Annotated in this window: 16 protein-coding genes and 1 pseudogene; 8 read left to right on the plus strand and 9 right to left on the minus strand. The window is 70.2% G+C overall.

The genetic code is table 11. The features are described from left to right. Positions 1-38 precede the first annotated feature (38 nt). Positions 39-746: a CDP-alcohol phosphatidyltransferase family protein gene (locus tag OG787_RS04290; protein ID WP_369032234.1), complete on the plus strand. Its 708-nt coding sequence runs from the start codon at positions 39-41 to the stop codon at positions 744-746. On the opposite strand, the gene OG787_RS04295 is transcribed toward OG787_RS04290, so the two are convergent. The 5 genes from OG787_RS04295 to OG787_RS04315 all read right to left on the minus strand — a co-directional run bounded on the left by OG787_RS04295 (position 636) and on the right by OG787_RS04315 (position 7,401). Further along, entirely contained in the window at positions 636-1,184 is a 549-nt protein-coding gene (locus tag OG787_RS04295; RefSeq protein ID WP_405534330.1) for an adenylyltransferase/cytidyltransferase family protein, read from the minus strand. The two genes, OG787_RS04290 and OG787_RS04295, sit on opposite strands and share 111 nt — an antisense overlap. After that, positions 1,181-2,716: a fibronectin type III domain-containing protein gene (locus OG787_RS04300; RefSeq protein ID WP_369032233.1), complete on the minus strand. Its 1,536-nt coding sequence runs from the start codon at positions 2,714-2,716 to the stop codon at positions 1,181-1,183. The genes OG787_RS04295 and OG787_RS04300 overlap by 4 nt, the downstream gene beginning before the upstream one ends. Before the next feature lie 85 nt (positions 2,717-2,801). After that, positions 2,802-4,343: a lipopolysaccharide biosynthesis protein gene (locus OG787_RS04305; protein ID WP_369032232.1), complete on the minus strand. Its 1,542-nt coding sequence runs from the start codon at positions 4,341-4,343 to the stop codon at positions 2,802-2,804. Then, positions 4,340-5,920 carry a hypothetical protein gene (locus tag OG787_RS04310; protein WP_369032231.1) on the minus strand — a complete coding sequence of 527 codons (1,581 nt, stop codon included), beginning with the start codon at positions 5,918-5,920 and terminating at the stop codon, positions 4,340-4,342. Before OG787_RS04310 ends, OG787_RS04305 begins: the two co-directional genes overlap by 4 nt. Continuing rightward, positions 5,917-7,401, minus strand: a complete 1,485-nt coding sequence (locus tag OG787_RS04315; protein WP_369032230.1) for a hypothetical protein — start codon at positions 7,399-7,401, stop codon at positions 5,917-5,919. Before OG787_RS04315 ends, OG787_RS04310 begins: the two co-directional genes overlap by 4 nt. Before the next feature lie 298 nt (positions 7,402-7,699). On the opposite strand from OG787_RS04315, the gene OG787_RS04320 reads away from it, so the two are divergent. Together OG787_RS04320 and OG787_RS04325 are read left to right on the plus strand one after the other, a co-directional pair. Beyond that, on the plus strand, positions 7,700-8,680 hold the full coding sequence (locus OG787_RS04320) for an NAD-dependent epimerase/dehydratase family protein (RefSeq protein ID WP_405534331.1): 981 nt from the start codon (positions 7,700-7,702) through the stop codon (positions 8,678-8,680). A 32-nt stretch (positions 8,681-8,712) separates the two neighbouring features. Further along, complete coding sequence (locus OG787_RS04325) at positions 8,713-9,912, plus strand: glycosyltransferase family 4 protein (RefSeq protein WP_369032228.1); 1,200 nt, start codon at positions 8,713-8,715, stop codon at positions 9,910-9,912. Between the two features lie 143 nt (positions 9,913-10,055). Here the strand turns inward: OG787_RS04325 and OG787_RS04330 are convergent, their stop codons facing one another. The 3 genes from OG787_RS04330 to OG787_RS04340 all read right to left on the minus strand — a co-directional run bounded on the left by OG787_RS04330 (position 10,056) and on the right by OG787_RS04340 (position 13,399). Then, positions 10,056-11,183: a glycosyltransferase gene (locus tag OG787_RS04330; protein ID WP_369032227.1), complete on the minus strand. Its 1,128-nt coding sequence runs from the start codon at positions 11,181-11,183 to the stop codon at positions 10,056-10,058. After that, positions 11,180-11,866, minus strand: coding sequence for a DapH/DapD/GlmU-related protein (locus tag OG787_RS04335; RefSeq protein ID WP_405534332.1), 687 nt, complete (start codon positions 11,864-11,866; stop codon positions 11,180-11,182). Before OG787_RS04335 ends, OG787_RS04330 begins: the two co-directional genes overlap by 4 nt. Before the next feature lie 171 nt (positions 11,867-12,037). Continuing rightward, complete coding sequence (locus tag OG787_RS04340) at positions 12,038-13,399, minus strand: sugar transferase (protein WP_405540405.1); 1,362 nt, start codon at positions 13,397-13,399, stop codon at positions 12,038-12,040. 355 nt (positions 13,400-13,754) lie between these two features. On the opposite strand from OG787_RS04340, the gene OG787_RS04345 reads away from it, so the two are divergent. Then, a complete protein-coding gene (locus tag OG787_RS04345; protein ID WP_369032224.1) occupies positions 13,755-13,970 on the plus strand; it encodes a dodecin in 216 nt (71 codons plus the stop codon). A gap of 21 nt (positions 13,971-13,991) precedes the next feature. On the opposite strand, the pseudogene OG787_RS04350 reads toward OG787_RS04345, so the two are convergent. Next, positions 13,992-14,180, minus strand: a pseudogene (locus OG787_RS04350) (hypothetical protein); the annotation flags it as partial. A gap of 191 nt (positions 14,181-14,371) precedes the next feature. Between OG787_RS04350 and OG787_RS04355 the strand changes: the two are divergent. From OG787_RS04355 to OG787_RS04370, 4 genes are all read left to right on the plus strand, one after another. Continuing rightward, entirely contained in the window at positions 14,372-15,586 is a 1,215-nt protein-coding gene (locus tag OG787_RS04355) for a right-handed parallel beta-helix repeat-containing protein (RefSeq protein ID WP_405534333.1), read from the plus strand. A gap of 240 nt (positions 15,587-15,826) precedes the next feature. Next, complete coding sequence (locus OG787_RS04360) at positions 15,827-17,239, plus strand: family 43 glycosylhydrolase (protein WP_405540407.1); 1,413 nt, start codon at positions 15,827-15,829, stop codon at positions 17,237-17,239. 43 nt (positions 17,240-17,282) lie between these two features. Then, positions 17,283-20,087, plus strand: a complete 2,805-nt coding sequence (locus OG787_RS04365; RefSeq protein WP_405534334.1) for a beta-L-arabinofuranosidase domain-containing protein — start codon at positions 17,283-17,285, stop codon at positions 20,085-20,087. A 200-nt stretch (positions 20,088-20,287) separates the two neighbouring features. Continuing rightward, positions 20,288-22,501: an MMPL family transporter gene (locus OG787_RS04370; protein WP_405534335.1), complete on the plus strand. Its 2,214-nt coding sequence runs from the start codon at positions 20,288-20,290 to the stop codon at positions 22,499-22,501. The last annotated feature ends 46 nt before the right edge of the window (positions 22,502-22,547 follow it).

The following is a 22,547-nucleotide window of genomic DNA, read 5'->3' on the forward strand; positions in this document are numbered from 1 at the left end:
TGCCTTCTCTCTAACGTTTTGCCCCATAAAGGAGGATAATGTCAGAATTTACTGCGGTACTCAGACAGCTGTCGGCGGCACAGAAGCCCTCGAAGGGGGTGTCGCTCTACACCCTGTTCATCAACCGTCCGGCCGGTCGTGTACTGGCCGCGCTGGCCTACCGGGTGGGGGCGACGCCGAATCAGCTGACCGTGCTCGGCGCCCTGTTCACCTTCCCGGCCCTGGCCGCGGTGGCTCTGCTGCCACCCGGGCCGACGATGGCGGTCTGCGTCGGCGCGGCCCTGGCCGTGGGGTTCGCCCTGGACGCGGCCGACGGTCAGCTGGCGCGGGGTCAGCGCTCGGGGAGCCCGTCGGGCGAGTGGCTCGACCATGTCCTGGACTGCGTCAAGATCGTCGCCCTCCACCTGGTGGTGCTGGTGTCGTTCTACCGGTTCTTCTCCCTGCCGGGCCCGGAGTTTCTCCTGGCACCGATGCTGTTCCAGCTCGCGGCCGTGGTGATCTTCTTCGCCGGGATTCTGACGGACAAGCTCAAGCGGCGGACACCGGGTGATGTCCCGGCGCCGACTGGGCCGGTCCCAGCACTGAGATCCGTGCTGCTCCTCCCGGTCGACTACGGCCTGACCTGCGTCAGCTTCCTATTCCTGGGGAGTCAGGAGGTCTTCCTTTCGGTGTACTGCGCGCTGCTGCTCGCCCATGTCCTGTTCATGGCCGCCTTCCTGGGGAAGTGGTTCCGCGAGCTGCGCTGAGGGCATCTCCGTCGGCTCGTGCGCCGAGAGCAGCTGAAGGGCGCCGCGCAGCAGGGTGCTGGAGGTGTGCGCGGTGTACGGGAAGTAGACGACTTCGACACCGACCGGGGCGAAGCGGCGCTCGAGCTCTTCCCACTTGGGGGTTCCCCGCCAGTCGTCACCCTTGAAGATGACGTGGAAACCGACCCGCTTCCATGTCTTCAGCTTGTCGACGTCCGCCTCCACGACGGCCTCGTCCACGTAACGCACGCTACGGACGATGTCCAGGCGCTCGGCGAGCGGAACGACGGGCAGCCTGCCCTTCAGGCGTGCGGCAAGGTCGTCGGAGGTAACCCCCGCGACGAGACGGTCGCAGTGCCGGCGTGCCTCACGCAGGATGTTGAGGTGCCCGACGTGGAACAGGTCGTAGACGCCGGGGGCGAATCCGATGCGGGTCACCGCGTCTCACCCTTGGCCCGCTCCTCCGCCTTCGGCACGGTCACGCTCAGGGCGGCGGACTTGGGCGAGGTGTTCGTCCCGTCCGTCACCTCGATCGCGTACCGGTGGCTCGTGCCCGCGGCCACGGAGTCGGTGTAGCTCATCCGCGGACGGTCCCAGTAGGCGGACGACTTGGTCCGCCGTGCCACGAGCTTCCCGTCCCGGTAGATCTTGTACGTCAGCTGGGCGTCGTCCCGGTCCCATGAGGTGCGCCAGGCGAGGGTGACCCTGCCGGGGTCGGTGTCGGCCACCGAGAGGGCGGGAACCATCGGCGCTCCGGTGTCGCGGCTCCCGAAGCGGGTGAGGCCCTGCTGCGGTTTGTTGTTGACCGTGGTGAACTCGCCGCCCGCCCACAGGATGCCGCGTCCCACCTCCAGGGTGCGGGGACCCACGTGTTCGCCCAGTCCGTCGTTGGTGTCGGGGAACCAGTGCAGGATCCTGCGGTCGTTGAGCTGCTGGGCCAGCAGGTGCTGCCGGTCTCCCCTTTCGGGGAACCCTCCGGGCGTCTCGGCGCAGTCGTGCGCGTGTGAGGCGCTGTACAGGACGCCCTTGTAGGGCAGCAGGGCCTGGGTGGCGCCGCGGCAGGTGTCCCTCCACAGAAGGGTGTTGTTCGTCAGCCGGCCGGCGATGCGGCCGTCGAAGATGCCCCTGCCGTGGCCCTCGGCGCCCACGTAGAAGCGGGTGCTGTCGCGCGCGATGGCCTTCACCGACGACTGGGACGGGAACCATCCAGGATAGGAGAGCACCGTCCCGCCGGTGGTGGGGTTCAGGGCGACCAGCGAACGGTCCTGGCGTCCGTTGACCGACTCGAAGTCGCCTCCGACGAAGACGCGCCCGTGCGAGGTCGCGGCCGACAGGGCGCGCACCGGGTGGTCGAGGGTCGCCGAGAAGGGCAGCAGGGAGCCCTTTGGGGAGATGGCGGCGACACGCTGCCTCACCTTGCCGTCGACGCGGCCGAAGTCACCGCCCAGGTACACCGCGCTGTCCGTCACGTCGATGGCCCGCACGGTGGCGGACACCGCCGGGCGGAAGCTCTCGCGCAGCGAGCAGCCTGCGGTGTTGAGAGCGACCGCGCTGGCCACGCTGGTGGATCTGACGCGGTTGAAGGAACCGCCCACGTACAGCACGCGGCCGTCCGCCGAGGCCTTCATGGCCCGCACGGTGCGGCCCAGGCCGGTGAAGGACGGGGCACAGGGCAGCAGCTTGCCCGTCACCGCGTCGAAGGCGGCGAAGTTGTGGCGTTCCACCTCGCCCCGGCCGGGCTCGGCACCGGGTGGGCGGACCGAGTCGAAGGTGCCTCCGACGTAGACGACGCCGTTCGCGGAGGCCAGCGACCAGACGATGCCGTTCGTCTGCCAGGTGGCCAGCGGATCGGCGGTGAACGTCCCGTCGGCGGCAGCGACGGGGAAGGCTTCGAGCAGGGCCGTGGTGCAGACGAGGGCGGTGACAGCCGCCGTCGTGACCGATTTCGTGCGGAGCTTTCTCAGGCGCAAGGGACACCCCGGTGGCAGTTGTGGGAGTGGTACGGAGGAGGTGACGCCGACAGGGTGAGCCCGGACGGTACGACCGTGTCTGGGCTCATGCAGCGCGTCGGCGCAGCACTCCGACCAGCTCGCTCACTCTCAGCGGCGTCCTATATCGCCACAAACTAGTAGCAAATACACATATTCCCAAGACCATTCCCACGGCGAGTCCTGTCGGTGTGTCACCTGCCAGCGCGCGGGAGGCCGCCAGGGCGACCGCGACGAACAGACCGGCGGCCAGGGCGTTCACGTAGCCGCGGCTCACGGAGGTGAAGCCGAGGCCCAGCCGGATGAGTACGGCCGCCGCGAGGTTCTCCACGACGATGGCCGCACCCCAGGACGCGGCGGCGCCGAGCACACCCCAGGCCGGCACGGCGAACACGCCGACGGCCAGCTGCACCGCGAACGCCGCGGCGGTGACGGCCAGGTGCCAGGAGCTGCGGCCGGCCATGAGGAGCACGGTCTGGGCGTTGCCGACCGCGACATTGACCATCGAGGCGGCGCACAGCAGCACCAGGGCGGGCGCACCGTCGACGAACTCCGGCCCGAAGACGGACAGAACGGTCCGCGGAAAGCCGGCGACGAGGAGGAACAGGGGCCAGGAGAAGAGCACGATCCAGCAGGTCGAGACGCGGTGCAGATCGTGCGCCTCGGCGGCCTTGTCGACGGCGAGCAGGCGGCTGATCTCCGGTGCGGAGGCGAGCCGGACGGCCAGCTGGATGAGGGCGCCCGCGGTGACGACGCGGCCGATCGCCGTGTAGACCCCCGCGTCGTCGGCCGTGGCCATGATCGACAGCAGGATGACGCCGACCCATACGGCGCTGATGTCGAAGACGGAGGAGACCGCGCGGGGTGCGGCGAAACCCCAGAAGGTCCGCCAGGGCACGGACCCGGGTCCCGTGGTGTACGGCGTACCGTGGCCGGCGCGGCAGCGGCGCAGGGCGAACCAGGCGGCCACGGAGCCGGCCAGCGCGGGCAGCAGCCAGGCCGAGGCCAGGGCCAGCAGTCCGGGCGCGTAGCAGGCCACAGGGACGGCGATCAGCACGCGCAGCACCGGTTTGCCGATCTGCTCCACGCCGACGAACGGCACGACCGTGCCGTAGCCCCGGGTGGCGGCGAGCAGGATCGTGCCCACGGTGGCGGCGGGCAGGAAGAGTCCGAAGAGCCGGACGAGGGCGACGGCGTCCGCGGGGGGCAGGTGGGGCAGGAGCGTGGTGGCCACCGACGGGAACAGCAGCAGGGGCACGGCGGCCGTGGTGCCGGCCAGGGCCGCCGGCAGGGCGGCCGTGCGCAGCAGCGCCCCCACCGAGCGGCCGTCGTCGACGGCGAGGTCGCGCGGGACGAAGCGGACAAGCCCGGTGTCGGCACCGAGCTTGCAGGCGTTGCTGAGAATGGTGAACAGGGCGACGCCCGTGAAGATCGCTCCCGCTCCGTTCGCTCCGACGGCCCGGGTGATCAGGCCGACGAAGACGAAGGAGAAGACGGCGTTCGCGAGAGACCCCGCCATCCCCCACCAGCCGCCCCGTGCGGCCGCGGCCACCCCGCTCGGGGCGGTGGCCCCGGCGCGGCGGCGAGCGGTCGCTTCGGGTGCGGTCATCGGCGGGTGACGGTGAGCGTGCCGTCGTACAGGGGAAGGTCCATGGTCGAGGTGTCGACGGGCGACACGCGACCGTTCTTCCGGCGGCGGAACAGCGCGCGCAGCCGTCGGCGTGGGCGCCCGGCATCGAGGACCGCCCCCAGGAGGCGTCCGCCGGAGCAGCCGATCAGCTCCTGCACCTGCCGGAGGTCGTCGCGCCGGGTGCCGTCGAGGCCGGTGACCACGAGGATGCCGTCGACGCGCTGAGCGACCGCCAGCACGTCGGCGTGCTCGAGGAAGGGCCCCGTGACGACGACGGTGGAGATGTCGGTCTCGGACCCCGTCCGGTCGGTCCCGGAGAGGGCGGCCCGGGTGTACGGGCCGGTGTGGCCGCCCGAGGAGAAGGTGAGGCGTCCGGTCACGTCGGCGTCGACGAGGACGCCGCTCTCGGAGCGGAACCCCTCCTTCAGGGCGGGGGCTTCGTACGGCAGCAGCGGCAGTCGTCCGGCCAGTCCGGAGGTGTCGGGGGCGGCGTCCACCAGCAGCACGTCGCCACCTTCCTCGGCGAGGGCCGCGGCCAGGTTGGCGCCGACCTCCTCGGCGGCGTCGGCACGCCGGGGGGCCACGACCAGGACGCTGCCGGGGCCGGCCGGGCTGCCGAACTGCCGCAGACGGAAGGCCAGGGCCCGGTACGCCTCCGTGCGAGGACTGTCCGTGTGGCCGACCGTCAGCAGCGCGTCGTCGCCCCCGTCGTCCGAGGGCAGGAGGCCGAGCACCGGGGCGCCCAGGGCGGCCCGTACCTCACCCACCGACCGGACCCGGGTGTCCAGGGCGGAGCGCATCCAGGCCAGCACGATGCCGAGGAGGAGACCGCAGGCCAGTCCGACGGCGAGCAGGGTCTTCCGACCGGGGCCCACGGGCAGGGTCGGGGCCACGGCCCTGCGCACGATGTCACCGCCGTCGGTGTCGCGGGACTTGATGTCGAGGACCTTCTTCTGCAGGTTGTAGAGCTGGTTCTGCGCGGCGGGCTTCGCGGTCGCCCGCTCCAGCTGGTTCTGGGCCAGCCGCTGGTTCAGCACGGTGATCTGCTGCTCCAGAGCGCGGGTGGCCCGCAGCACCGTGGCGTCGTTGCGGCTCTTGCGGTCGGCGAGGTAGGCCTCGGCGAAGGCGTTGGCGCCGCGCGCCGCGCGCTGGGGCCCGCGGGCGGTGAACTCGAAGCGGAGTACCTGGGACTTCAGCGGATTGGTGACCCGCACCCGGGCGCCGAGCGTGCCGGCCTGGTTGTCGGGGCGACCCAGGAGTCGTGGCACGCGGTGGGAGACGGCCGCGCTGGCGGCGATCCGCTGCTCGGTGCTCATACTGACCTGGTTGTCGGCGGAGACGCCGACCGCGCCGAAGGGGTCGGTGGTGGAGCGCACGAGGACTTCGCTGGTGGCGGTGTAGGTGTGAGCTCGCTGCAGCGACAGCGCCAGCCCGCCGAGGAGTCCCAGGAGGATTCCCAGCGTGATCAGGACGCGGTGGCGCAGGAGTCGGCGCAGTTGGTCGCGTAGCTGGTCCGGCTCGTCGTACCGGTCGTCGATGGGGGTGGGGCCGGTCACGGGTGCCCTCCTGTTCCGGGGATCGATGCATGACGGGTGGGTGCGGTCGGCGCCGCCGATGAGGGGAACCGGGATGTCCTGACGGTCGGGATGCTGATGAGCAGCGGGATGGCCAGCAGCAGGGTCAGTGGGCCCGCGATGCCGAGCAGGCTGCCGCGCAGGAGGACCATCTGGTAGAAGGCGAAGGCGGGGACCATGAGGGCGGCGACGGTGTCCGGCCGGTCGCGCAGCCGGTGGCGTACGTCGTCCGCACGCCGCCCGAACGCGCCGAGCAGGAGGAACACGATGACCACCGCGTAGGGGCCTGCCCACAGGTAGCTCTCGATCCACAGGGGCGCGGAGAGGTTGAGGAAGTCGTACCCCGCGTACCTGGCCAGGGTGATGCCGGTGTCGTCGGGTTTCCCGGGCCACATCGAGCGCGGCACCGCGAACAGCGGGGGGCCGAGCGCGTCCTGCGGGGAGAACCCGTTCTCCCGGGCGTAGTCGAGTCCGGTCTGCACCTGCTGGAAGGCGTCGTAGTCGCCGTTGGTGGTGAACTGGTCGGCGAGGGAGACGACGGCGACGTCCTCCCGCTCGCTGTAGCGGAAGTAGTCGCTGTACGGGAAGACGAGCAGGAGCGCCGCGATGAGAGCGGCCGCCGCGATGCGGAAGGCACGGGGCCGGCACAGCCGGGGCGCGGTGAACAGCAGGGTCAGCAGGACCGTGCCGACCCAGAACCGCGGCTTGCTGATGGGGTTGTTGACGACGGCGTTCAGCGCGAGGAGCACAGGCAGCAGCAGCCAGCGGACGCCGCGCAGCCATCGGTCGCCGCCGGGCAGGCGGGGTACGCGCAGCAGGCCCAGCAGCGCCCAGAAAGCGGGCACGGACAGCGACCAGCTGAGCAGCACCTGCATGAAGCCGCCCTGCCCGTTGTCGGGGGCACCGACCTCGGTGATGGCCTGACGACTTGTGAAGTACGCGCCGAGACGGCCGGGTTGGCCCGAGATCAGCAGCACCGCCAGGGCGAGGGCGAGCCCGCACAGTGCCAGCAGCCGCCAGGGGGAAAGACGCCGGGAGAGAAGTCGTTCCAGGAATCCCGGTGGAGCACAGGCCGCGCGGGCGTGGCCACGGCGGGCGGCGAGGGCCGTTCCGGCGCTGTAGGCGACGAGACCCAGTTCGACGACGGCCACCGCCTGGAAGGCGGTCACCTCGCTGGTCCGGTTGGGCCACGGGTAGGTGTCGGCGGCGAGCATAGCCAAGGGGGCCAGACCGAGCCAGATGTAGACGAAGACCCAGAAACCGAAGGCGATGAACCGCACGGTGCCCGCGGTGAGCACGCGGGCGAGCGCACCGCCGGTGTGCGCCACGACGACACCTTGCAGGGCCAGTGCGGCCGACAGGTGCACGCCGTCCGACTGGAGGATCAGCCCCGGCAGCAGGACGGTCAGCACCACGGCCCAGAGGGAAACCGCAGCCACACTGCGGACGCGAGCGTCCTGCATCCCGACCTCTCTGCCGAGTGAGCATTCTGGACGAAACATCATCGAACGATATATAGCGTGCTTAATTAGCAAATCGCCCCAGGCGCGCACGAATCCTTGACTTCGGCGCCGCCACCTCGGCGAGAGAGCCATCGGGTGATCTTGTTCATCGGGTGGCGTGCCATTTACCGCAAATCATGACAAGTCTGCATAGCTTATCGCGCAGGTCTCCGCGCAGCCCGGTGATGGACCGGCGTCACGAGCAGCGGCGGGCCGGCTGACCTCAGATCAGATCTCCGGATTCCCAGAGGAGTTGCGCATGAGCAAGCGGGTCGACGTCGTCGTCGCTGGAGGCGGCGGATTCATCGGTGGTCATCTCGTGGGCGACCTGCTCGCCCAGGGGCTGACCGTCCGCTCCATCGACATCAAGCCCCGGCACGAGTGGTACCAGGTCCACGAGGACGCCGAGAACGTGATCGCCGACCTGTCGCTCCTGGACAGTGCTCGCGCGGGCGTCCGGGACGCCCGGCAGGTGTACATGCTCGCCGCCGACATGGGCGGCATGGGCTTCATCGAGAACAACAAGGCCGCCTGCATGATGTCGGTGCTGACCAGCACCCACATGCTCCAGGCGGCGCACGAGGCCGGCGTGGAGCGCTACTTCTACTCCTCGTCCGCCTGCGTCTACGCGGCCGACAAGCAGACCGACCCGAACGTCACCGCCTTGAAGGAGGAGGACGCCTATCCGGCGCTGCCGGAGGACGGCTACGGCTGGGAGAAGCTCTTCTCCGAGCGGATGTGCCGTCACTACACCGAGGACCACGGGTTCGTCACCCGCGTCGCCCGCTACCACAACGTGTACGGCCCGCACGGCACCTGGACCGGCGGACGGGAGAAGGCTCCGGCCGCGGTGTGCCGGAAGGTGGCCGAGGCGGTCCTCTCCGGTGACCACCGGCTGCAGATCTGGGGCGACGGACAGCAGAGCCGCTCCTTCATGTACATCGACGACTGCCTCCACGGCAGCCAGACGATCATGCACGGGGACAGCGGTGTACCGGTCAACCTCGGATCGTCGGAACTGGTGACCATCAACCAGCTCGTCGACATCGTCGAGCGGATCGCCGGCGTCCGCTGCGAGCGCGCCCACCGGCTCGACGCCCCGCAGGGCGTGCGCGGGCGCAACTCCGACAACACCCTGATCCGCGAGATCTACGGATGGGAGCCGTCGGTCTCCCTCGTCGACGGTCTGGAGAAGACCTACGCGTGGGTCTACGACCAGGTCAAGCGCTCCCACCAGTGACACCCGACCGAGCACCAGGACACCGCGAGCCGATGAGGATCCTCGTCCACGACTACAGCGGCCACCCGTTCCAGGCCCAGCTCAGCCGGGAGCTGGCACGCCGCGGTCACGATGTCGTCCACTCCACGTGTACGGCCTACGTCTCCGGCAAGGGCAACCTCGCCGAAGACACCCCCGGCCTCCGCTTCGTCACCATCGGGGACAGCACCGCGCTCAGGAAGGAGGCGTACTTCCGCCGGCTCCATCAGGAGACCCTGCTGGGCCTCGAACTGGCCCGGCAGGTACGGCGCGAGAAGCCCGATGTGGTGATGCTGTCCAATCTGCCCATTCCGGTGCTGGTCGTGGCGGCGGCCGTGCTGAGGCGGCTGCGCATCCCCTGGGTGCTGTGGCACCAGGACGTGACCGCCGTCGCACTCAAGCGCTTCGCCGCCGCCGACGTCGCGAAGTCGATGGGCGTCGCCGCCACCATCTTCGGGGCGGGCGAGAAGTGGTCGGCGCGCCGGGCCTCGGCCATCGTGGTGATCGCCGAGTCATTCGTGCGGATCCACGAGCAGTGGGGCACCGCCGGCAAGGTCACCGTCATTCCCAACTGGGCACCGCTGGACGAGATCGTGCCGGTGGCCCGAGCCAACGCCTGGTCGGCCGAGCAGGGTCTGAGCGGAGTGCGGACCATGCTGTACTCCGGCACCCTGGGGCTGAAACACAATCCGGTCCTGCTGGTGCAGCTGGCCGAACGGTTGCGGGACCGCGGCGCTCCGGTGCGTCTCGTCGTCGTCAACGACGGTCCGGCCGTGCCCGTCCTCCGGGAGGCCGCGGCCGCCCGCGGCGTCGAGCTGACGTTGCTGCCCTTCCAACCCTACGAGCGGCTGCCCGAGGTCCTGGGCACCGGCGACCTCCTCGTTGTTCTCCTGGCGGCGGACGCGGGGGAGTTCTCCGTCCCGTCCAAGACACTGTCCTATCTGTGCGCCGGGCGTCCCGTGCTCGGCCTGATGCCCGCCGACAACCTGGCCGCGCAGCTGCTGCGCGAGGCGGGGTCGGCTGTCTTCCCGCCGGAGGAGTCCTCACTCGACGACGCCTTCGCCTGGGTCCAGGAGGTCCTGTCCGACCCGGCGCGTTCCGAAGCGCTCGGCAAGGAGAGCCGCGCACTGGCCGAACGGGAGTTCGCATTGGAGGACTGCGCCTCGCGCTTCGAGGACATCCTCCGGACGGCGAAGCGCCGCGCCGCACGCTGACCGGTCCGCCGCGGGAGTCCGCCGTTCTCCTCACGGACGGCGGCTCACCGGCCCGCCTCCCCTGGTCGGTCGAAGCCGCCGGCCACCCAGGGCTCGCCGTCGATCCGGCGGGTCCGAGGTGGCCGGCGGTCGTCGCGCCTGTGTCACCCCGCGCCCGGCCGGTCCTGGTAGATGCCCTCGAGCTGGTCCACGACGGCCCGGATGGAGAACACCTCGTCGATCGCGCGGCGACCCGCCTCGGCCAGTCGGCTGCGCAGTTGTTCGTCGACGAGGAGCGCGGCCACCGCATCGGCCAGGGCCTCCGGGCTGCCGTCGGTCACCAGCGCCGCCTGTCCGCGCTCCAGTTCGGCCGCGATGCCGCTGCTGTCCGTGCACACGACCGGTGTTCCCTCGGCCAGTGCCTCCAGGACCGTCATCGGGAACGGCTCATGCACGCTCGGCAGGACGTACACGGCGGCTCTCCGGTAGGCCTCGAGCGCCGCGGAGTGCTCCAGCGCGCCGCCGTAGGAGACCACATCCGTCAGCCCGCGGTCCATGACGAGCCCGTTCACCGCCGCGAGGGATCCCTCGTCCGCTCCGTACAGCGTGAAGCGTGCCTCGGGGATCTCCTTGTGGACCAGGGCGGCCATCTCGACGAACGCCTCGGGGCGCTTGCGCGGGTGCAGCCGGGCGAGGAAGATCACCTGGTTGTCGTCCCTCGGCCGAGTGCCCGGCCGCTCGCCGGACGTGCGCAGGCCGTTGGGCAGTGACACCAGCGGTGGCCCGTCCGGGCCCAGCACCTCGGTCAGTGCCCGTCGCTCCCGCTCGGTGAGCACCAGGCAGCAGCGTGCCCGGCGCAGCAGGGGCACGTACAGACTGTCGAACACCCGCGCGACGAGACCTGTGCGGGGCTCGACCATGCCGTGCGTCTGGGTGACGAAGTCCGTGCGCCGGAGCCGGGCGACGGCGAGCCCGGCGAGGGAAACGAGGTCCCGTCCCGCATGAAGGTGAACGGTGTCGGCGCGCCCCATGGTCCGCCACAGGTCCCACAGCAGCAGGGGATGCGCGAGTCCGAGGCACCCTCGGCCCGGGACGAGGCGCCGTGCCGGGCGGGAGACGAAACGGACGGTTCCGACACGCTCCGAAGCGCGGGCCCTGCCCCGCCACAGCGACACCAGCGTGACGTCGTGACCGCGGGCGGCGCATTCCTCGAGCTGGGCGACGGCCACGCTCGTCGGACCGCCGAAGGCCCCGTCGTCGCTGACGAGCGTGACCACATGGACCAGTCTCATGCCGTGACTCCCTTCGCTGATACGGCCGGGGCCGCTCCCGGCGTGCCGCTCGCCGTCAGGACCGAGCCGGGCGCCAGGTCCCGGTGCGCGACGGCACCGGCCCCCACCACCGCGTCCCGGCCGACGGTGACGCCGCGCAGCACGACGGCGCGGGCCGCAACCCAGCAGCCCGGCTCCAGCCGGATGGGGCCGTTGTCGAACTCGAAGGTGGCGGAACGACGGAGATGGCTGCCCGTGCACAGCAGCGCACTCTGGGAGACGCAGCAGTCCTGGCCGATCGTCACCGGTTCCAGGTTGAGGATCCAGGCGTCCTCGCCGATCCACACGTCGTCGCCGATGTCCAGCTTCCACGGCCAGTGCACGCGCACCCCGCGCCGGATCAGCACCCGCTCTCCGACACGGGCGCCGAAGGCACGCAGCAGTACCGGCCGCCACCGGGCCGGGAACCACCATTTGACGAAGAGCAGATGGAGAGCCGCGAACCAGGCCGCCTGGACCAGCAGGGGGCGGCCTTTCTCGTAGCCGGCACCGGTGAAGCCGCGCAGGGATCGCGCCACGACCGCGCGGTACGCCGTCTTCCCTGCCGCGTCACCCGCGTGCGGGGCGGCTCCGGGCGGTGCGACTGCGGGCTCTGCTGCTTCGGGCTGTGCGGCCGCGGGCTGTGCGGCTGTGGTCTTTGCCATGACGGTGTCCCTTCGGGGGGCCCAAGACGTCCACGTCCGCGATCCTTCACGGCCCCGAGGACGGAGCACCTTCGATCACCGCGTGTTGGCGGCAGACCTGCCTGGATGGAGGACCGCCCGTGGGGCGTGCCGGTCCGGCCGACGGCACGCCCCACGGGCCCACACTCCTGTTCAGTAGGCGCCTTGGCCGTCCAGCACCGCGCGCACGGTACGGGCCATGACGTTCATGTCCCCGGTCAGCGACCAGTTGTCGACGTAACGCAGGTCGAGTGCGACCGTTTCACGCCAGGACAGGTCGGACCGGCCGCTCACCTGCCACAGCCCGGTCAGGCCCGGTTTGACACTGAGCCGGCGCATCTCGATCCCGTTGTACTTGACGACCTCCTCGGGCAACGGGGGACGTGGACCGACCAGGGACATGTGGCCGAAGAGGATGTTGAACAACTGGGGCAGTTCGTCCAGCGAGTAACGCCGCAGGATCCGGCCGACCGGGGTGACCCGGGGGTCCCGCCGCATCTTGAACATGTGCCCGTCGTTCTCGTTCTCCGCCTCCAGACCGCTCTTGAGCCGGTCCGCGCCGACCACCATGGTGCGGAACTTCCACATGGCGAACTGCCGCATGTTCCAGCCGACCCGGGTCTGGCGGTAGACGACCGGACCCGGCGAGCCGAGCCGGACGGCCAGCGCCAGCACGAGCAGCAGCGGTGAGAGCAGGAGGAGGAGCACCAGGGCGCCCACCCGGTCCAGCACGGCCTTCGCCACGGTGTGCGCGCCGCGCTGCAGCGGTGGTGCGATGTGCAGCAGGGTGAGTCCGGCCGCCGAGGTCAGCCGCATCCGCCGGCGTGCCACGTCCACGACGCCGGGCAGCACCATGAGGGAGCGGCCCCTGTCGTGCAGCATCCAGGACAGCCGGCGCACCCGGTCGCCCGACATGTGCCGGCCCGGCGCCACGAAGATCAGGTCGGCCGCGAGTTTGTCGGCCGCCCCGAGCACGGCCGCGGCGTCCTCCTCGGGCGTCTCGGGCGCCTCGCAGGGCAGCCGCACGCACACCTGCACCCCGGAGCGCACGTCGCCCTCTCCCACCGGGCAGGAGCCGACGATCACGTACTCGTGGTCCGTGCGCTGGGAGAGCTGCTCCACCACCGCGTCGACCGTCGGTGGTTCGCCGACGATCACCACGTGACGCAGGGCGCGGGCCTCCCGGCGGGCGGCCAGCAGGTGACGGTGAATCATCTTCTGACAGACCCCCGTGACGACCAGCGCGGGGATCAGTGCCGTGAACGCCTCGGCGGGCACGCTGTCCAGTCCGCAGACCACACGAAGCGTCGCCAGGGCGCCGACCAGGACCAGCCAGTCCCGTATGACGGCCCGGAGGCCGCCTCCGTCGCCCCAGGCCGAGGGCGTGTTGCGCTTACTCACCAGCCCGATCAGCGGCCACAGCAGGGCTGCGGTGGCCGCCAGGCGCAGCGGGTGCGGTTCTTCGACCTCCACGAACGTCGCAGCGACCGGCAGGGCCGCGGCAAGTAGGTCCACACAGACCGAGAAGGGGCGATACCACTGCGCCCACGTTTCCTCACGGTGGACGGGGCGGCGCGCCACGGTAGTCGGCGCCTGTCGGGACATCGCGATTCTGAACCGCCGCATGGTCTCCTCTCAACCCCTGATCGGCAGATCTCGGGCACAGCCGCGTGAACCACCACGCGTGCGGTCCCATCTCCTGACGTGATTCTTATATCATCAGATGGGTTGGCATATCGTACTTTTATCCCCTCCTGTGTGTCCGGGACGCCTCGCGCTCCGCCGCCGCTTGGGGCACGGTGGAGTGACGCGCCCCACACACCGGACACAGGTGACGCCACGCCGCCGTCACCGCGGAGAGGAGCCCCGCATGTCGAACCACACCTATCGGGTCACGGAGATCGTCGGCACCTCGCACGAGGGGGTCGACCAGGCCGTCCGCAACGGCATCACCCGCGCCTCGCAGACCCTCCGCAACCTCGACTGGTTCGAGATCACGCAGGTCAGGGGCCAGATCGTGGACGGGCAGGTCGAGCACTACCAGGTCGGGCTGAAGGTCGGTTTCCGGTTGGAGGACGGCGAGTAACCGTAGTGGGCGACCGCCGCAGGTCCGGCCCTCACCCTCCCGCGCATCCTTCGGCGCGCCGGACTCGGCCGTGCAGCGGGCCCGTACGACGCTGAAGCCAGCCCGTTCCGCGTCCTGGCAGACGAGTTCGTCGTCCACCAGGACGCGGAGCGCGCGGCCCTGGTCCAGTCGGATCCGGATCTCCGGCCCACGGCTCCGAGGCGGCCCGCGCCTGCCGGTTCAGGGGCGCGGCGAGGTGCCCAGGAACCGGTGGAGACGAGAACCGCAGCGATCGCGTATCTGATCGCTCGCCGTCCCAGGCTCACGACCCATCACCCGGTTCAGTCGACCGACCCGGCAACCTCCACGGCACCGGCGGCCACTCCTTGGCGACAGAGCCGAGGCAGAGGCGGGAGCCGTACATGCGCAACGCAGCGATCCGGACGGGAACGGCGGTCCTGGGCACCGCGTTAATGACAGCGGGGATGCTCGTGGGCGCCGCCGAGGGGGCGAGTGCCGCGACGACCCTCGTCGTGGCGACAGATGGCGACGACTCGGCGCCGGGCACGCCCGCGCACCCCCTGAGAACCATCCAGAAGGCCGTCGACCTGGCGAAGCCGGGCGACACGATCACCGTACGCGGGGGCACCTACGCGCTCACCGACAACATCACCATCGCCACCTCCGGCACCGCGTCCCAACCCATCACCCTGGGCGGCTACCCGGGCGAACGGGTCGTGATCGACGGGGAGCGACTGCCGGCGAGCCACACGCCGGTCGGCGGCAGCATCCCGCGTGCCGAGCGCGGCGCGATCCACCAGGAGGCCTCCTACTGGCGGATCTCGGGGCTGGAGATCGTGAACGGGCCGTACGGCGTGTACTGCGACGGCTGCGACAACAACGTCTTCGCCCGCCTGATCACCCACGACAACTACGAATCCGGTTTCCAGCTCCAGGGCGCCTCCGCCCACAACCAGATCCTGGAGCTGGACAGTTACGGCAACCACGACCCGCGCAAGAACGGCGAGAGCGCGGACGGGCTGGCCGTCAAGGAGGGCAGCGGGACCGGCAACGTCGTGCGGGGCGCGCGGCTGTGGAACAACGTCGACGACGGCTTCGACGCCTGGAAGTTCACCTCGCCGATCACGATCGAGAACACCATCGCGTACGGCAACGGCGTCAACCGCTGGAACTTCCCCGACTTCGCGGGCGACGGCAACGGCTTCAAGCTCGGCGGCGGCACACCGGCGCCCGCCGCGGCACACGTCCTGCGCAACACGGCCGCGTTCAGGAACGCGGCGCACGGCATCACGGACAACGGCAATCCGGGCGCGATCGCCATCAGCCGCAGTACCGCGTACGGGAACGCGGGCACCGGCTTCGACGTGGACACCTCCGGGGGACGCGCCACCCTCAACGCCAACCTGTCGGTCGCCGACGGACGGGCCGTCGCCCTCGGCTCCGCCACCGTCTCCACCGGCAACTCCTGGGATCTGGGCGGCACTTGGAACGCCGCGTCGGTACTGAGCACCGACCCGGCGGCCATCACCGGCTCGCGTCGGGCGGACGGTTCGCTGCCCGCCGCTCCCAACTTCCTTGTGCCGCGCGCCGGTACGAACATCGGGGCCCGTTTCTAGGCGATCTTCGGCGGGCGTATCGGGGTGCGTATCGGTGGCGTGAGCGATCAACCGGAATTCAACCTGTCGGAAACATTGACTCGCTCACGCCCCATACCTATCTTTCGGTCGAACCTCCGTACACCGTTCCATATATCGAACAATGTCGGCCAGGGAACAGGCCGCTGAAGGAGACTCGCCGTGGACCGCACCCGCAGCAGCTCGACCAGCAGACGCACGCTCCTCAAAGCCTGCACGGCCCTGGTCGTCGCCGTGACCGTGCCCGTCGCCGTCGGTACCCCGGTGTTCGCCGCCGTCCCGGCCTCCCCGGCCGTCACCTTCACCAACCCGATCGCCGCGCAGCGCGCCGACCCGCACATCTACAAGCACACCGACGGCTACTACTACTTCACGGCCACGGTCCCCGCGTACGACAAGATCGTGCTGCGCCGGGCCACCACGCTCCAGGGTCTGGCGTCGGCCGCCGAGACGACCATCTGGACCAAGCACGCCAGCGGTGAGATGGGCGCCCACATCTGGGCTCCGGAGATCCACTACATCGACGGCAAGTGGTACATCTACTTCGCGGCCGGCGCCTCCAACGACATCTGGAAGATCCGGCCGTACGTCCTGGAGTCCTCGGCCGCCAACCCGATCACCGGGACCTGGACCGAGAAGGGCCGGATCGCGCTGCCGCTGGACACCTTCTCGCTCGACGCGACGACCTTCGTGGTGAACGGGACGCGCTATCTGAGCTGGGCGCAGAACGACCCGGCCGTCGGCGACGGCACCAACATCTACCTCGCGAAGATGTCCAACCCCTGGACGATCAGCGGCACTCCGGCGATGATCTCCCGGCCCACGCTGTCCTGGGAGATCATCGGGCACACGGTGAACGAGGGACCGTCGGTCATCCAGCGGGGCGGCAAGGTCTTCATGGCCTTCTCCGCGAGCGCCACCGACGCCAACTACTGCCTGGGCCTGCTCACCGCGTCCGCCTCCGCCGATCTGCTCAACCCGGCCTCCTGGACGAAGACTTCGACGCCGGTGTTCACGAGCAACGCCTCGACCGGGCAGTACGGGCCGGGCCACAACACGTTCACGGTCTCCGAGGACGGCAAGTCCGACGTCCTCGTCTACCACGACCGCAACTACAAGGACATCAGCGGCGATCCGCTCAACGACCCCAACCGGCGCACCCGTTACCAGAAGCTGTACTGGAACGCCGACGGCACCCCGAACTTCGGCATCCCGGTCTCCGACGGGCTCACCCCGGTCCGCTTCTCCTCGTTCAACTACCCCGACCGGTACATCCGGCACTGGGAGTTCCGGGCGAAGATCGAGGCGAACGTCACCAACCTCGCCGACTCGCAGTTCCGGATCGTCACCGGGCTGACCGGCTCGGGGACCGTCTCGCTGGAGTCGGCGAACTTCCCCGGCTACTACCTCCGGCACAAGAACTACGAGCTGTGGGTGGAGAAGAACGACGGCACGGCCACCTTCCTGGCCGACGCCTCCTTCACCCGCCGGGCGGGCCTCGCCGACGCGGCCGGGGTGTCCTTCGAGTCGTACAACTTCCCGGGCCGTTTCATCCGGCACTACAACAGCCTGCTCCAGCTCCAGCCGCTCAGCACCTCCCTGGACCAGCAGGACGCGACCTACTACGCCGAGTAGAGCCCAGGTCAGACACGTCGGACACCTCAGAGACGAGGCATATGTGACCCCCCATCTGTCGAGACGGTTCCTGCTCCAGAGCGCGATCCTCGCGGCGGCGGCACCCGCGTTCGCCTACGCGGCCTCCGGCCGGGCCGCCGCCGCAGCCCTGCCCGCGCCGTCCGCCTGGACGCTGCGCCCGTTCGAACTGAAGGAGGTCTCGCTCGGCTCGGGCGTCTTCTCGAGCAAGCGCCAGCTGATGCTGGACCACGGACGCGGCTACGACGTGAACCGGCTGCTCCAGGTGTTCCGCGCCAACGCGGGCCTCTCCACCGGCGGCGCGGTCGCCCCGGGCGGCTGGGAGGGCCTGGACGGCGAGGCCAACGGCAACCTGCGCGGCCACTACACCGGGCACTTCCTCAGCATGCTGTCGCAGGCCTACGCGAGCACCGGCGACCAGACCTACGCCACCAAGATCGGGACGATGCTCGGCGCGCTGACCGACGTACGCGCGGCCCTGCGCACCGACCCGCGCATGCTCACCGTCACCGGCAAGTGGGGCGGCGCGCACGAGAACGTCCGGGGCTCCTACCAGTACGTCGACCTCCCGGCGGCGGTCCTGGGCGGTGCCGCGGCGATCACCCTGTCGATCTGGGTCAAGCCCACCCACGACGCCAACTGGCAGCGCGTCTTCGACTTCGGCAACAACACCACCCGGTACATGTACCTGGCCTCCCGCAACGCGAGCGGCGTGCCGCGCTTCGCCATCACCACCAACGGCGCCGGCGCCGAACAGGGCCTCAACGGCACCGCCGCGCTGCCGCTGAACCAGTGGAGCCACCTCGCGGTGACCATCTCCGGCACCACGGGCACCCTCTACGTCAACGGGACCGCCGTCGCGACGAACACCGCGATGACCGTCAACCCGTCCGTCCTGGGCACCCTGACGAACAACTGGCTCGGCCGCTCCAACTACTCCGGCGACCCGGTCTACGCGGGCGCCTTCGACGAGTTCAACGTCTACTCGCGCGCCCTGACCGCCGCCGACATCACCTCGCTCCAGGGCAACGAGGCCAAGAACTCCTCCGCCGGGCTGGGCAACCTCGCCTCGTACTACTTCTCCGCCACCACCGGCTCCACCTTCGGCGACGCCTCCGGGCGCGGACTGACCGCCACCCTGCGCCGCACCTGGGGCGGCCCGAGCCACCAGGGCTTCCTCGCCGCCTACCCGGAGACGCAGTTCATCGCGCTGGAGTCGATGACCAGCGGCGACTACACGAAGGTGTGGGCGCCCTACTACACGGCGCACAAGATCCTCAAGGGTCTGCTGGACGCCTATCTCGCCACGGACGACGCCCGGGCGCTCGACCTCGCGTCGGGCATGTGCGACTGGATGTACTCCCGGCTGTCCAAACTGCCCGACGCCACGCTCCAGCGGATGTGGGGGATCTTCTCCAGCGGTGAGTTCGGCGGCATCGTCGAGACGATCGTCGACCTCTACTCGATCACCGGCAAGGCCGAACACCTCGCCCTGGCCAAGCTGTTCGACCTCGACACGCTCATCGACGCGTGCGCGGCGAACAACGACATCCTCGACGGCCTGCACGCCAACCAGCACATCCCGATCTTCACCGGATACGTCCGGCTGTACGACGCGACGGGTGAGACGCGCTATCTGACCGCCGCGAAGAACTTCTGGGGCATGGTGATCCCGCAGCGCATGTACGGGATCGGCGGCACCAGCACGGGCGAGTTCTGGAGGGCGCGCGGGGCGATCGCGGGCACGATCAGCGACACCAACGCCGAGACGTGCTGCGCGTACAACCTGCTCAAGCTGAGCCGGATGCTGTTCTTCCACGAGCAGGACCCGAAGTACATGGACTACTACGAGCGGGCCCTCTACAACCAGGTGCTCGGCTCCAAGCAGGACAAGGCCGACGCCGAGAAGCCACTCGTCACGTACTTCATCGGGCTCACGCCCGGGCACGTGCGCGACTACACGCCCAAGCAGGGCACCACCTGCTGCGAGGGCACCGGCATGGAGAGCGCCACCAAGTACCAGGACTCGGTGTACTTCAAGTCGGCCGACGGCGCCTCCCTGTACGTCAACCTGTACAGCCCCTCCACCCTGACCTGGGCCGAGAAGGGCGTCACGGTCACCCAGGCCACCACGTATCCGCAGGAGCAGGGCACCACGCTCACCTTCGGGGGCGGCAGCGCGGCCTTCGCGCTGCGGCTGCGGGTGCCGGTGTGGGCGACGGCCGGGTTCCAGGTGACCGTCAACGGGCAGGCGGTGAGCGGGACTCCGGTCGCCGGGAGCTACTTCGCGGTGTCGCGGACCTGGCGTGCCGGGGATGTCGTACGGATCAGCGTGCCGTTCCGGCTGCGGGTCGAGAAGGCGCTCGACGACCCGTCGCTCCAGACCCTGTTCTACGGTCCGGTGAACCTGGTCGCCCGGAGCACGAGCACCAGCTATCTGTCCTTCGCGCTGTACCGCAACGCGGCGCTCTCGGGTGATCTGCTGCCCTCCCTGACGCCGGTGAGCGGCAAGCCGTTGCACTACACGCTCAACGGCACCGAGTTCGCCCCCTTCTCCGAGGGGACCGAGGACCCGACGCACGCCTACGTCCGGCGCACCGAGCCGACCGTCGTGTTCGGGACCGTCTCCTCCGGGGTCGCCAATCCGGCGAAGGCCGACGGCACCACACTGCTCGACGAGATCTGGGCCGGGGCGCCCTTCGCGAACAAGGCGACGCTGGTCTCCCGGGTGCAGTCGACGACGGCCGCCTGGGTGACGGCGGGGCTGCTCACGCAGGCGAACGCGAACACGGTCGTGAGTACGGCGCAGGGCGCGTCGTACGTGTCCTGACCGTCGTAGGTCTGCTGATCGTCGCGGGCGGTACCCCTACCCGAGGGGTACCGCCCGTCGGCCGCAGGAACGACCGGTGAGGGCTGTGTACTGCGTTCTCAGTAGTCGCGATTGTCGACAGGTGCACGACGACGGGAGGGGGTCGGTACCGGGAGCCTTGGCAGGTACCCGAGATCCGACGATCTGGAGACCTCCCCCTCGTGGCTACCTTCCTGTACAAACTGGGCCGACTGGCCTTCCGGCGGCGCTGGTACGTCGCCCTGATGTGGGTGGCGGTGCTCGCCGCCGTCGGTGCCGGTGCGGCCACGGCGCCCGCCGCTCCCGACGCGGACAACACGATGCCTGGGATCGAGTCCCAGAAGGCATTCGACCTGATGGACCAGCGCTTCCCCGGCTCCAACGCACATGGCGCCAGTGCCCGGGTGGTCTTCGTGGCCCCGGGCGGCGAGAAGGTCACCGCCACCGAGAATCGGGCGGCGATCGAGAAGTTCGTCGGCGAGGTGGGCGACGGTTCACAGGTCTCGTCCGCCGCCGATCCCTTCCAGGCCAAGGCGGTCAGCGAGGACGCCTCGACCGCGTACTCCACCGTCAGCTACAAGGCGAAGCCCGACGATCTCAGCGACGCCACCAAGAACCATCTCAAGGCCGCCATCAAGGAGGCCCAGGGCTCGGGGCTGACCGTCGAGGTCGGCGGTACGGCGCTGGCGACGACTCCCGCGGCGGGCGCTACGGCCGAGGCGATCGGTATCGCCATCGCGGCCCTCGTCCTCCTCATCACCTTCGGCTCGATGGCCGCAGCCGGGCTGCCGCTGCTGACCGCGGTCATCGGGGTGGGCGTCAGCATGGCCTCGATCCTGGCGCTGAGCAGCGCGCTCGGGCTGTCGTCGACGACCGGGACGCTCGCCAGCATGCTGGGTCTGGCCTGCGGTATCGACTACGCGGTGTTCATCGTGTCCCGGTACCGGGAGGAGCGCGGCAAGGGGCACAGCCCGCAGGAGGCGGCGGCGCTCGCGACAGGCACCGCCGGTTCGGCGGTCGTCTTCGCCGGGCTGACCGTCGTCATCGCGCTGGCCGGGCTCATGGTGGTCGGCGTGCCGATGCTGACGAAGATGGGGCTCGCGGCGGCGGGCGCGGTCGGTGTCGGTGTGCTCGTCGCGCTGACGCTGGTCCCGGCCCTGGTGGGCTTCTGGCCGAACGCGCTCCTCTCGCGCTCCGCCCGCAAGGCCGGACGGATCAAGCCGGCCGCCGAGCACAACGGCGGCACCCGCTGGGCCCGGTTCGTGCTGCGCCGTCCGATCCCGGTGCTGATCGCCTCGGTGGCCGGTCTCGGCGCCCTCGCGATACCGGTGATGGACCTCCAGCTGGGCACGTCCGGCGACGAGGCCAAGCCGACCTCCACCACCGAGCGCCGCGCCTACGACGACCTCGCGACGGCCTTCGGCCCCGGCTTCAACGGCCCGCTGACGATCGTCGTGGACGCCAAGGGTGCCCCCGACGCCAAGAGTGCGGTGGCGACGATCTCCGAGAAGATCGCCGCCACGAAGGGGGTCGTGTCCGTCTCCCAGGCCCGCTTCAACTCGGCCGGTGACACGGCGATCTTCTCCGCGGTCCCGGCCGACGCGCCGACCGACAAGAAGACGCAGGACCTCGTGAAGAAGATCCGGTCCGAGCGGCCGGCGACGGTGGCCGGCACGGACGCGGAGTTCAGCGTCACCGGCACCACGGCGGCCAACATCGACGTCGCCCAGAAGATGCAGGACGCGCTGATCCCGTACCTGATCGTGGTCGTGGGTCTGGCCATCGTGCTGCTCCTGCTGGTCTTCCGGTCGATCCTCGTACCGATCAAGGCGGCCCTCGGCTTCCTCCTCTCCGTCCTGGCGGCGCTCGGTTCCGTGATCGCGGTGTTCCAGTGGGGATGGGGCGCGGACCTGCTCGGGGTGGAGACCACCGGTCCGATCATGAGCATGATGCCGATCTTCCTGGTGGGCATCGTCTTCGGACTCGCGATGGACTACGAGGTGTTCCTGGTCGCCCGGATGCGGGAGGCGTACGTCCACGGGGACGAGCCCGCGCAGGCGGTCGTCACCGGGTTCCGGTACAGCGCCCGGGTCGTCGTCGCCGCCGCGCTGATCATGATGGCCGTCTTCTCCGGGTTCATCGGAGCCGGCGAGTCCATCATCAAGATGATCGGCTTCGGACTGGCCGTGGCCGTCCTGTTCGACGCCTTCGTCGTCCGGATGGCGCTCGTCCCCGCCGTACTGGCGCTGCTCGGCAAGGCCGCCTGGTGGATGCCGGGCTGGCTGGACAAGGTGCTGCCCCGGGTCGACGTGGAGGGCGAGGCCCTCGCGCACAGGGCGGCCACACCCGAAGACGGGGCGGACGGTACGGCGGACCGGGAGGCGGTCCGGGTCTGACGAATCGGCCGTACGCCCTGGGGGTCGCCCGTGCTGGACACACGGG

The sequence above is a fragment of the Streptomyces sp. NBC_00075 genome (assembly GCF_045041225.1).
Lineage (GTDB): Bacteria > Actinomycetota > Actinomycetes > Streptomycetales > Streptomycetaceae > Streptomyces > Streptomyces adonidis.